Genomic DNA, 11,107 nt, shown 5'->3' on the forward strand with positions numbered 1-11,107 from the left:
TTGCGTTGATGAATAACTGTAAACCGTTTCCCGGTTCGGCGTTCAGTAGTTTCGATTTCACACTACAAATCCACGGGTTCGCAGACACATTGCAACGGATGACCTGCCTTGTGCGCAGCGTCCAGCACCTGGTCCACCTTCGTCACCGCGACATCTTTGGAATACACCCCACACACTGCCCTACCATCGAGATGGATCTTCAGCATGATGCGGGTCGCAGACTCCAAATCCTTACCAAAAAACTCCTGTATCACGACCACTACGAACTCCATAGGCGTGTAGTCGTCGTTGAGCATGACCACTTGATACATCTGCGGCGGTTGAACGCGCTGGGTCCTTCGCTCCAGCACAACTGAGCCACCCTCGTCGGGGTTTGGCGGCTGAACGGGTGGTTCGGGTGGTTTGGACGGGATATTTGTTGCCATGAAATCGATTCTATCGGTCACCCCGGAGGATTGCACCGCTCAATTGAGTTGGAGCCTCCGTGGCCCAATTCAAGCCACCGGCATAAAAAAACCGCCTAGAGCCAACAGGCCCCGGCGGTTTGGTTTTGAAAGGCCCGGAGCCCGAAAGCCAACAGAACCCTGTTTACATATTGTCGATCATGACTTGACCGAAGCCGGAGCAGCTCACCTGCACCGCGCCGTCCATCAGGCGCGCAAAGTCGTACGTGACCTTCTTGCTTTTGATCGATTTTTCCATCGAGCTAATGATAAGGTCCGCCGCCTCGGTCCAGCCCATGTGGCGCAACATCATTTCGGCCGACAGAATTTCCGAGCCCGGATTCACGTAATCCTTGCCAGCATATTTCGGCGCCGTACCGTGGGTTGCCTCGAAACAAGCGACCGAATCTGACAAATTGGCGCCAGGTGCAATGCCGATACCACCCACCTGCGCGGCCAGTGCGTCAGACACATAGTCACCGTTGAGATTCAGCGTTGCAATCACACTGTATTCAGCGGGGCGCAACAAAATTTGTTGCAAGAAGGCATCAGCAATGCTGTCCTTGACGATGATTTCCTTGCCCGTCTTGGGATTCTTGAATTTGCACCATGGACCACCGTCGATCAACTGCGCACCGAATTCCTCTTGCGCCAAGTTGTAGGCCCAGTCACGGAATCCGCCCTCGGTGTACTTCATGATGTTGCCCTTGTGGACAATGGTCACGCTGGGCTTGTCATTGTCAATGGCGTACTGGATGGCCTTGCGCACCAGTCGTTCGGTGCCTTCGCGCGACACAGGCTTGATGCCGATTCCGGATGTATTGGGGAACCGAATCTTCTTGACGCCCATCTCGTCTTGCAGAAACTTGATGATCTTCTTGGCCTTGTCGCTCTCGGCTTCGAACTCGATACCGGCGTAAATGTCCTCCGAATTCTCGCGGAAGATGACCATATTGGTCTTGTGGGGTTCTTTGACGGGGCTGGGCACGCCATCAAAGTACTGAATGGGGCGCAGGCAAACGTACAGATCCAGTTCCTGGCGCAAAGCCACGTTCAGCGAGCGGATGCCACCGCCCACCGGCGTAGTCAACGGCCCCTTGATGGAAACCACATATTCGCGAAGCGCCTGCAGGGTTTCCTCTGGTAGCCACACATCAGGACCGTACACGTTGGTGGACTTTTCACCAGCATAGACTTCCATCCAATGGATCTTTTTGTTGCCGCCGTAAGCTTTTGCAACGGCTGCATCCACTACCTTCAGCATCACGGGCGTGATATCGACACCGGTGCCATCGCCCTCAATGAAGGGAATGATGGGCTGGTCGGGCACGTTCAGGGACATGTCCGCGTTAACCGTAATTTTTTTCCCGTCGGCGGGAATCTTAATGTGTTGGTACATGAAAAAAGGTCTCCGTTGAATATGGCCTGGTAATGCATTCGAGGTCGAACTGCACACAGTGCCTGCTATGCACAAATTCTATTCCCAATTATTTGCTGCTTCGTGCTTGAGACGCCTGGGGACAGTCCGGTAGTGATGTTGGACTTTGCAATGCGAGATAATGCGCACGGTTAAAACGTAACTTAGGGAAACTCAATGAACAAACTCCTCGCCACGCTGATTGCTGGCTTCATGTCCGTCGCAGCATTTGCGCAAGCCGCTGCACCAGCTGCGCCTATGGCTCCCGCTGTCCAGGCTTCACCTGGTGCGGCCCCAGAAGCCAAGGCAAAGAAGCACAAGGCATCCGCCCACAAGGCCAAAAAGACCACCCACAAGGCTAAAAAGAAGAGAGCCGCAAAGCTTTAATTCGCTGGGCTCGTCAGCCGTCCAATGCCCGCGCAAGCGGGCATTTTTCGTTGTTGGGCACAATAGCACCATGAAGATATTTTTTTCCACCCTGTTGGCAGGACTGCTGATCACCACGGCCACCGTTCGTGCAGAAGACCTGCCGCAAACCGAGTTGCCGCGCGAAAAGCTGTCGGTCGGTATCCACCAAGTCGACGCGCAATTGGCGGTGACACCCGAGCAGCGTGAGATTGGCCTGATGTTTCGCAAGGATATGCCAACGCACGAAGGCATGCTGTTCATTTTTGAGAAGCCCAGCCGCCTGTGTTTCTGGATGAAGAACACGCTGTTGCCATTGACAGCGGCGTTTGTTGCAGACGACGGCACCATCGTCAACCTAGAAGACATGAAGCCATTAACGACCGAGTCCCACTGCTCGACCAAGCCAGTGCGCTACGTGCTGGAGATGAACAAGGGATGGTTTGCCAAAAAGGGCATCAAGCCCGGCACCAAAATCGCAGGGCGTCCGTTCAGCCCATAAAAAAAGCCGACCCGAGGTCGGCTTTTCTTTTTTGTACCGGGCAATCAGGCGAAATTGGCTTCCGCAAAACCCCAGTTGACCAGCTTGTCCAGGAAGGTCTCGACAAACTTCGGGCGCATGTTGCGGTAGTCGATGTAATAGGCGTGTTCCCATACGTCAACGGTCAACAAGGCCTTGTCGGCGGTTGTCAAAGGCGTGCCGGCTGCGCCAGTGTTGACGATGTCTACCGAACCATCGGGCTTCTTGACCAGCCAGGTCCAGCCGGAACCGAAATTGCCGACTGCGGACTTGACGAATGCTTCCTTGAACGCGGCATAGCTGCCCCACTTGGCATGGATGGCCGTTGCCAGCGCTCCGGATGGCTCACCGCCGCCCGCTGGCTTCATGCAGCTCCAGAAGAATGTGTGGTTCCAGATCTGCGCAGAATTGTTGTAGATGCCACCGCTTGACTTCTTGATGATCTCTTCCAGAGTCATGCTTTCGAATTCGGTGCCCTTTTGCAGGTTGTTCAGGTTCACCACATAGGCGTTGTGGTGCTTGCCATGGTGAAACTCCAGCGTTTCTTTCGAATAGGCGGGTGCCAGGGCGTCGATCGCGTAAGGCAATGCGGGCAGGGTATGTTCCATGGAATCCTCTCTTGTGGTTGGCGAAAAGTCTGATTGTAGGAATTAATTTTGGCCCTGCTTGCCAACGGTCATGTCCACCACACCATCGGCCAGCGTCGCACGCACGCGCTGCCCCGGCACGGCTTGCGCCACATGGCCCAAGGTTTGGCCACTGTCCAGTGTCAGCCATGCGTAGCCGCGCTGCAGCACCAGCGACGGGTCCAACAGCCCCAGCCGCAATTCGGCATGCCGCGCACGATCCTGCATACCGCGCACCACCCGTTGCATGCGCGGCAGCCAGTCTTGCTGCCGACGCACCACGTCGGCCCCGCGAATCTGCAAGCCCATGCGCGCTGCATGCCGCATGCGCTGCTCCAGCCCGGACAGCACCAGCCGCTGGCGGTGCGCCAACGAAGAGGGTCGCCCCAGCCGCGATGCCGCCAGGTCTATGCGCTGGGCCTGCCGGTCCACAAAACGCCCAAGCGCATCGCCCATGCGCGACTCCAGATCGTCCACCAAGCCCAACCAGGCCGAGGTCGGCTCAGATACCAACTCCGCGGCCGCCGTCGGCGTGGGTGCTCGCACATCGGCGACAAAGTCGGCGATCGTGAAATCGGTCTCGTGGCCTACGCCGCACACTACCGGCACCGGGCTGCGCGCCAGTGTGCGGGCCAATTGCTCGTCGTTGAAGGCCCACAAGTCTTCCATGGCCCCGCCACCGCGCACCAGCACGATCACATCGATAGCCACGGCGCCGTCTCGCACAGGGGCTTCGGCCATGGCGTACAGCTGAGACAGCGCCTGCGCCAGCTCGCGCGGCGCACCTTCGCCCTGCACGGCAGCGGGTGCCAACGCCACCGGAATATGCGGCACGCGCCGTTGCAGGGCAGTCACCACATCATGCAGCGCTGCGGCGCCCAACGACGTCACTAGCCCTATGCCGCGTGGCATGGCGGGCAACGGGCGCTTGCGCGCGCTGTCGAACAGGCCCTCTTGCTCCAGCTTGGCCTTGAGTTTGAAAAACTGCTCGAACAACGTACCCTGCCCTGCGGGCCGCATGGCCTCCACGACCAATTGCAGCTCGCCGCGCGGCTCGTACACGCCCAGGCGACCGCGCACCTCGACCCTGTCGCCATCACGCGGGCTGAAGTTCAGCAAGCTGGCCGCGCGCCGGAACATGGCGCAGCGGATTTGCCCTGTCTCATCCTTCAACGAGAAATAGCAGTGCCCGCTGGCGGCACGCGTGAAGCTACTGATTTCGCCGCCCACGGCGACGGGGTTGAAACGCGCATCCATCGCGTCGGCAATGGCGCGGCACAGCGCGCCGACCTGCCAAACGCGGCCATTGGACGCAGCCGCAGCAGGGGGTTCAAACATGTGAGTACCTATCGGACACGACACGGTAGTGGCCGCTAACGCTCCACAGATGGGGGGTGAACCCATCCCATTGCGTACCACCCCATGCGATGCACGGCGTGGCGTAATAAGCTGTTGATTTCATTGGCTTTTTTATTGCTGAATTTGTCATCAATTTGTCAAAACCGAGCTTTGGTGCGGCTTTGCGCCGTGATGGGACAGAGTTTTGCACAAACTTATCCACATGTTCTGTGGGTCACTGGCGTGCGCCATAATCGCGGGGCATTGCATCTGTACGGAGTGACCATTTGTTTTCCATCATACAAGCCGCTGGCTGGCCAATCTGGCCCCTTATTGCCTGCTCCGTATTGGCCTTGGCCATCGTTATCGACCGCTTCATCAGCCTCAAAGGCAGCAAAGTCGCGCCTCCCCGTTTGCTGGACGAGGTGCTGAGCGTCACGCGCAACGCGATACCGACGCCCGACGTTGTGACCCAGTTGGAAAAGAACTCGGCACTGGGTGAGGTCTTGGCCAGCGGACTGCGGGCCATCAACGCCGACCCCCGCTGCACCGAAGACGACCTGCGCGCCACAATGGAAAGCACCGGCCGCATCGTCGCCCACCGCCTGGAACTGCGCCTGAGTGCGCTGGCCACCATCGCATCGGCCGCGCCACTGATGGGCCTGTTTGGCACCGTCGTTGGCATGATCGAGATCTTCGGCTCCCAGGCCCCGGGCGGCGCCACTGGCGGCAACCCCGCCCAGTTGGCCCACGGTATCTCGATTGCGCTGTACAACACCGCCTTCGGCCTGATTGTGGCCATTCCCTCACTGATCTTCTGGCGCTACTTCCGCGGCCGGGTGGACGCCTACCTGCTGACGCTGGAACTGGCGGCCGAACACCTGGCGCGCCATCTCAAGGTCTTTCGCAAGCCCTAAGCCCCCATGAACTTCCGTGCCCGAACCACCGAAGAGCCCGAGATCAACCTGATCCCGTTTATTGATGTGCTGCTGGTGGTCCTGATCTTTTTGATGCTGTCCACCACCTACAGCAAGTTCACCGAAATGCAGCTCAAGCTGCCGGTGGCCGACACCGATGCCCAGCGCGATTACGCCAAGGAACTGATCGTCGGCGTCAGCGCCGACGGCGCCTTCAGCGTGAACCGCGTGCCGGTTGTCGGGCGTGCACTCGAAAACGTCACGCTAGCCCTGACCGAGGGTGCCAAGGCCGGCAAGGACACCGTGGTCATCATCAGCGCCGACGCCAGCGCCAAACACCAGTCGGTGGTGACCGTGATGGAGGCCGCGCGCCGTGCGGGGCTGAACCAGATCACCTTTGCCACCCAGTCCTCAGCGCAGGCGGGTGGCCGCTAGCCCCATGGCGGGTACTTTGCGGCCTGCGCTGCAAAGGATTCTGCTGCGTGCCTGGACCCAACGGGGCTGGCTGGCCTGCCTGCTGTGGCCCGCATCCCTTGTATTTCAATGCCTGACGGCTGTGCGTCGCCAGCTCTACGCATGGGACGTTCTTAAGACTCGGCGCGTGGACGCCACCGTCATCGTTGTCGGCAATGTTGTGGCTGGGGGCGCCGGCAAGACGCCCACCGTGATGGCCCTGGTGCAGCACCTGCAGGCACAGGGGCGCAGTGTGGGTGTGGTCTCGCGCGGCTACGGGCGAGGCGACGGTACAGCCTGCACCGAGGTGCTGGACGATTCCACCCCAAGGGACGCGGGGGATGAACCCCTGCTGATACGGCGCAACTGTCGCGTGCCCGTGTTTGTAGGACCCACACGCTACGCGGCTGCCACCGCCCTGCTGGCCCGCTACCCCGGCACCCGCGTCATCGTCTGCGACGATGGCCTGCAGCACTACGCGCTGTACCGCGATTTGGAAATCTGTGTATTCGACGACCGCGGCTACGGCAATGGCTGGCGCCTGCCCGCCGGTCCGCTGCGTGAGGGCTGGCCACGCCAAACCGTCACCCGGGCGGGCCAGCGTGTGGATCGCCTGCTGACGTTGCACACCGGTAACCGCCCCGCATTTGCCGGCTACAGCGCAGAGCGGCGTCTCGCACCGTTTGCCGTGGGAAGGGATGGCGTGCAGGTTGCTCTGGAGAGTCTGCGCGCCCCGGGTGCCAAACCATTGGTGGCGCTGGCTGGCATCGCCCAGCCTGAGGCATTCTTTGCGATGCTGCGCGCCCTCAACTTGCCGCTGGCCGAAACTGTGGCACTCGCAGATCACTATGATTTTGATAGTTGGTTACGCCCGTCCCACGAGGGCTACAGGCTGATTTGTACCGAGAAAGATGCAGCAAAGCTGTGGCCACTGGTGCCGGACGCGCTGGCCGTGCCGCTGCTGTTCACTCCTGAAGCGGCCTTTTTCGCTGCCCTAGACGCAGCGCTGGCCCCACAACTTTCCACAAAGCTATCATCTGCCCATGGACACCCGACTACTTGAACTCATCGTCTGCCCCGTGACCAAGGGCCCTCTGGAATACGACCGCGAGAAGCAGGAGCTGTGGTCGCGCAGCGCGCGCCTGGCCTACCCCGTGCGCGATGGCATTCCGGTCTTGCTGGAGAACGAAGCACGCACGCTCAGCGACGACGAACTCGGCCTGTAGTCGTCGTCCACATGGCTTACACCGTACTCATACCGGCACGGCTGGCCTCTACCCGTTTGCCGAACAAGCCGCTGGCCGACATCGCCGGCACCCCCATGGTGGTGCGTGTGGCGCAACGGGTGCGCTCCGGCGTACCGGCCAACGCCCGCATCGTGGTCGCCGGCGACGATCCTTCCATCCTCCAAGCCTGCCAGCACCACGGCATTGAAGCCATCCTGACACGACAAGACCATGCCTCCGGTAGCGACCGCCTGGCAGAGGCCTGCGAGCTGCTCGCGCTGCGCGAGGACGAGATCGTTGTCAATGTGCAGGGCGATGAGCCGCTGATAGACCCTGCCCTGGTGCAAGCAGTCGCCGAAGTGCTGCAAGCCCAACCATTGGCCAGCATGGGCACCGCCGCACACGCCATCGACAGCGTGGCCGATTTCACCAACCCTAATGTTGTCAAGGTAGTACTGGATGCGGCCGGCATGGCCCTGTACTTCAGCCGCGCACCTATTGCCTGGTGGCGCGATGGCTTCGCGCAGGGTGTGCGGACATTGCCCCAGCCGGCACCGCTGCGCCACATCGGCATCTATGCCTACCGGGTCGGCTTTTTGCGGCTGTTTCCGCAACTGCCACAAGCCCCCGTCGAAGTGACCGAAGCGCTGGAGCAGTTGCGCGCCATGTGGCATGGCCACCGCATCGCTGTTCATGTGAGCGCGCATGCGCCGGGGCCAGGGGTAGACACTCCGGAAGACTTGGCGCGGATACGGGCTGTTTTTGTTGCCAACAGCGGGTAAACCGTAAGTTAAGCGCGCAGTGGTCCATGCTATTCTCGGGTGGCAGCCGCGTGCCGTGGCGCCCCATTCGGGTGCAGCCTGCCGCGCCAAAGGTTTTTGTTCTATCCGAGGGTATCCATGAGACTTATTTTGTTGGGCGCGCCAGGCGCGGGCAAAGGCACGCAAGCCACCTTCATTTGCCAAAAATACGGCATTCCCCAAATCTCCACTGGCGACATGCTGCGTGCCGCCGTCAAAGCGGGCAGCCCGTTGGGTCTGGAAGCCAAAGCCGTCATGGCTGCAGGTGGGTTGGTCAGCGACGATCTCATCATCAACCTCGTCAAGGAGCGTTTGACGCAGGCCGATTGCGCCAACGGTTTCCTGTTTGACGGCTTCCCCCGCACCATCCCGCAAGCGGACGCCATGAGGGCCGCCGGTGTCGCGCTGGACTATGTGGTAGAAATCGACGTGCCCTTTGACGCCATCGTAGAGCGCATGAGCGGACGCCGGTCGCATCCTGCATCGGGTCGCACCTACCACGTCAAGTTCAATCCACCCAAAGTTGAAGGTGTGGACGATGTCACGGGCGAGCCGCTGATCCAGCGCGACGACGACAAGGAAGAGACCGTCAAGAAGCGCCTGGACGTCTACAGCGCCCAGACCCGCCCCCTGGTCGAGTACTACTCCAGCTGGGCCGTCAAAGACCCCGCCGGTGCGCCGAAGTACCGCGCCATCAGCGGCATCGGAGATGTCGACGTCATCAAGAGCCGCATTTTCGAGGCCTTAGGCAGCTGAGCGGGCGATCTCCATCTAGAAGGCCGCTGCTGCGGCCTTTTTTACGCCATCAGTTCCAGCATCAGTGCAATGCGCGCCTTCAGCGGTGACAGGCCTTGTGAATCCGGCAGATCCCCCTGTTCGGAGCCCACCACCACGGCGCCATATGCACAGCGCGTAGACCGCACAACCCGAACACCGCGCAGCTGTGCCTCCCGCAAGGCAGCGTCCAGATCCGCATGGATGGTGCCGTTGCCGGTGCCCGCAACAACAATGCCCCGCACGGGCTGCGCAGAATCGGACGGCGCAGCACAGAGTGCGCGTACCGTAGCCCCGGTCGCGCCGGCGTAGCTGGGGACGATTTCGACGCGCGGCCAAGCTGCGTTGGACAGGGCCGCCAACGGGAAGTCCTGCGCCAACACCGTGCCCACCGGACAGGCATGCACCCACCGCACCCGTCCCTCCTCCACAAAGGCCAGCGGGCCCGCATCGCCTGAATCGAAAGCGTTGAGGCGGTAAGGGTGCACTTTCTGAACATCGCGCGCCGCGTGGACGGTACCCGCGCACGCCACCAGCACTCCATGGGCAAGCGTCGACCGTGCGACCGCAACGGCATCGAGCACATTCTGCGGGCCATCAGGCGCCAGCGACGAGGCCGGCCGCATGGCGCAGGTCAGCACCACGGGTTTGTCCGCCAGTGCGGCACGCGGCAAGACGCTTGACAAAAAGAATGCCGTTTCCTCCAGGGTATCCGTGCCGTGCGTAATGACTACAGCGTGAACCTCCGGCTGCGCCAGGTGGTGCGCAACGCGTTCGGCCACCGCGCGCCACTGGGGCCAACCCATGTCCTTGCTATCCACCTGGACCACTTGCTCGGACAAGAAATCATAGTCACCCAGGCCCTGCCGCAGGCCGGGTATGGCCTGCAACAAATGGTCAACCCCGACCTGCGCTGCGGTGTAGCCCACGTTGTCGCTGGCCTGCGCCGCGGTCCCAGCGATCGTGCCCCCAGTACCCAAAAACACCATCTTTTTCAACATATTTGCGCTTTCCACTTGCAAACAAAATAAAACTGGTTAAAAATACAGCTACTGGATACCGAAACAGTGTGTATAGACCAACAGCTACCCGGCCCAGAACCAAGGAGTCAGCATGCTTGAAAGTCCTAAACTTACCGCACGGCAGCAACAGATCTTCGATCTGATCCAAAGCGCCATCGCACGCACTGGTGCCCCGCCCACACGTGCCGAAATCGCCACTGAACTCGGCTTCAAATCTGCCAATGCGGCGGAAGAGCATCTGCAAGCGCTGGCCCGCAAGGGTGTGATCGAACTGGTCAGCGGCACATCCCGCGGCATCCGGCTCAAAAGCGACACCCTGCGCTCCATTAACGAATCCCGTCTCAAGCAGTTTTCCCTGCCACTGCCCGGCCTGGCCCAATTGGCCTTGCCACTAGTGGGCCGGGTTGCAGCTGGTTCGCCCATTCTCGCCCAGGAACATGTGGACCAAACCTACTACGTGGAAAACAGCCTGTTCCAGCGCCAACCCGATTACCTGCTGAAAGTGCGCGGCATGTCCATGCGTGACGCCGGCATCATGGACGGCGACCTGCTAGCCGTACAGGCCACCAAGGATGCCAAGAATGGCCAAATCGTTGTGGCACGCCTGGGTGACGAGGTCACGGTGAAGCGCTTTAGGCGCAACAAACACCTGATCGAACTGCATCCTGAAAACCCGGACTACCAAACCATTGTGGTGGAGCCCGGTGAGCCTTTTGAAATCGAAGGTCTTGCGGTCGGTTTGATCCGCAACACCATGCTCATGTAATTCCGCACGAAAGCAACCATCCATGAACACCGCTTTATTTGCCAATTCCGATTTCTTTGGACCACTGCAGAGCCTGATGCGCTGGTGGTCCGCCAGCCGGATTCCGGTTGTGGGTGTACCACTTCCCAAGCGGGAAGTTCGGAGCTACGCTCCTAAATCCATAGCTGCAAATGACCCGTTGGCGAGGGCTACAGCTCAAAATAACGTAGTGCGTATGCCACTGCGTGTGGTTCGTGTCGTCGAAAGTGGACAATCCCGTGCCAGCGTAGGCCGCATGGTGATATCCGGCCGCATGGCTGACGTGTGTGCCGAACTGGACCGCCTGGCTGCGCGCGAGGCTGCCTTGTCATAAGTTGATACCTTGGTACGCGCTGCGGGCGCTTTGACAGGGCACAATTGC

General features: G+C 60.4%; 15 protein-coding genes. 10 read left to right on the top strand and 5 right to left on the bottom strand.

Going from position 1 to position 11,107, the window contains the following annotated elements:
- Positions 1-62: 62 nt before the first annotated feature.
- The gene (clpS, locus tag AC097P_RS18500) at positions 63-425 is read right to left on the bottom strand and encodes an ATP-dependent Clp protease adapter ClpS (protein WP_479611895.1); all 363 of its coding nucleotides are present in this window, start codon (positions 423-425) and stop codon (positions 63-65) included.
- A gap of 163 nt (positions 426-588) precedes the next feature.
- Positions 589-1,842 (bottom strand): NADP-dependent isocitrate dehydrogenase, encoded by a 1,254-nt coding sequence (icd, locus tag AC097P_RS18505; protein WP_479611896.1) that lies wholly within the window; start codon positions 1,840-1,842, stop codon positions 589-591.
- A gap of 195 nt (positions 1,843-2,037) precedes the next feature.
- On the opposite strand from icd, the gene AC097P_RS18510 reads away from it, so the two are divergent.
- Complete coding sequence (locus tag AC097P_RS18510; protein ID WP_479611897.1) at positions 2,038-2,247, top strand: hypothetical protein; 210 nt, start codon at positions 2,038-2,040, stop codon at positions 2,245-2,247.
- A gap of 70 nt (positions 2,248-2,317) precedes the next feature.
- On the top strand, positions 2,318-2,767 hold the full coding sequence (locus AC097P_RS18515; RefSeq protein ID WP_479611898.1) for a DUF192 domain-containing protein: 450 nt from the start codon (positions 2,318-2,320) through the stop codon (positions 2,765-2,767).
- 44 nt (positions 2,768-2,811) lie between these two features.
- On the opposite strand, the gene AC097P_RS18520 is transcribed toward AC097P_RS18515, so the two are convergent.
- The gene (locus tag AC097P_RS18520) at positions 2,812-3,393 is read right to left on the bottom strand and encodes a superoxide dismutase (protein ID WP_479611899.1); all 582 of its coding nucleotides are present in this window, start codon (positions 3,391-3,393) and stop codon (positions 2,812-2,814) included.
- Positions 3,394-3,435: 42 nt separating this feature from the next.
- Positions 3,436-4,749, bottom strand: a complete 1,314-nt coding sequence (gene xseA, locus AC097P_RS18525; protein ID WP_479611900.1) for an exodeoxyribonuclease VII large subunit — start codon at positions 4,747-4,749, stop codon at positions 3,436-3,438.
- A 287-nt stretch (positions 4,750-5,036) separates the two neighbouring features.
- Between xseA and AC097P_RS18530 the strand changes: the two genes are divergently transcribed.
- The 6 genes from AC097P_RS18530 to adk all read left to right on the top strand — a co-directional run bounded on the left by AC097P_RS18530 (position 5,037) and on the right by adk (position 8,901).
- Positions 5,037-5,666 carry a MotA/TolQ/ExbB proton channel family protein gene (locus AC097P_RS18530; RefSeq protein ID WP_479611901.1) on the top strand — a complete coding sequence of 210 codons (630 nt, stop codon included), beginning with the start codon at positions 5,037-5,039 and terminating at the stop codon, positions 5,664-5,666.
- A 6-nt stretch (positions 5,667-5,672) separates the two neighbouring features.
- On the top strand, positions 5,673-6,101 hold the full coding sequence (locus tag AC097P_RS18535; protein WP_479611902.1) for an ExbD/TolR family protein: 429 nt from the start codon (positions 5,673-5,675) through the stop codon (positions 6,099-6,101).
- Between the two features lie 4 nt (positions 6,102-6,105).
- Complete coding sequence (gene lpxK / locus AC097P_RS18540) at positions 6,106-7,182, top strand: tetraacyldisaccharide 4'-kinase (RefSeq protein ID WP_479611903.1); 1,077 nt, start codon at positions 6,106-6,108, stop codon at positions 7,180-7,182.
- A complete protein-coding gene (locus AC097P_RS18545; protein ID WP_209396289.1) occupies positions 7,163-7,345 on the top strand; it encodes a Trm112 family protein in 183 nt (60 codons plus the stop codon). Before lpxK ends, AC097P_RS18545 begins: the two co-directional genes overlap by 20 nt.
- 11 nt (positions 7,346-7,356) lie before the next feature.
- The gene (kdsB, locus tag AC097P_RS18550; protein ID WP_479611904.1) at positions 7,357-8,127 is read left to right on the top strand and encodes a 3-deoxy-manno-octulosonate cytidylyltransferase; all 771 of its coding nucleotides are present in this window, start codon (positions 7,357-7,359) and stop codon (positions 8,125-8,127) included.
- A gap of 117 nt (positions 8,128-8,244) precedes the next feature.
- Positions 8,245-8,901, top strand: coding sequence for an adenylate kinase (gene adk, locus AC097P_RS18555; protein ID WP_479611905.1), 657 nt, complete (start codon positions 8,245-8,247; stop codon positions 8,899-8,901).
- A gap of 41 nt (positions 8,902-8,942) precedes the next feature.
- On the opposite strand, the gene AC097P_RS18560 is transcribed toward adk, so the two are convergent.
- A complete protein-coding gene (locus tag AC097P_RS18560) occupies positions 8,943-9,920 on the bottom strand; it encodes an asparaginase (protein ID WP_479611906.1) in 978 nt (325 codons plus the stop codon).
- 112 nt (positions 9,921-10,032) lie between these two features.
- On the opposite strand from AC097P_RS18560, the gene lexA reads away from it, so the two are divergent.
- Complete coding sequence (lexA, locus tag AC097P_RS18565) at positions 10,033-10,707, top strand: transcriptional repressor LexA (protein WP_479611907.1); 675 nt, start codon at positions 10,033-10,035, stop codon at positions 10,705-10,707.
- A gap of 22 nt (positions 10,708-10,729) precedes the next feature.
- Complete coding sequence (locus tag AC097P_RS18570) at positions 10,730-11,059, top strand: hypothetical protein (RefSeq protein WP_479611908.1); 330 nt, start codon at positions 10,730-10,732, stop codon at positions 11,057-11,059.
- The last annotated feature ends 48 nt before the right edge of the window (positions 11,060-11,107 follow it).

The organism is Rhodoferax sp. ZS1R8, from assembly GCF_056521325.1.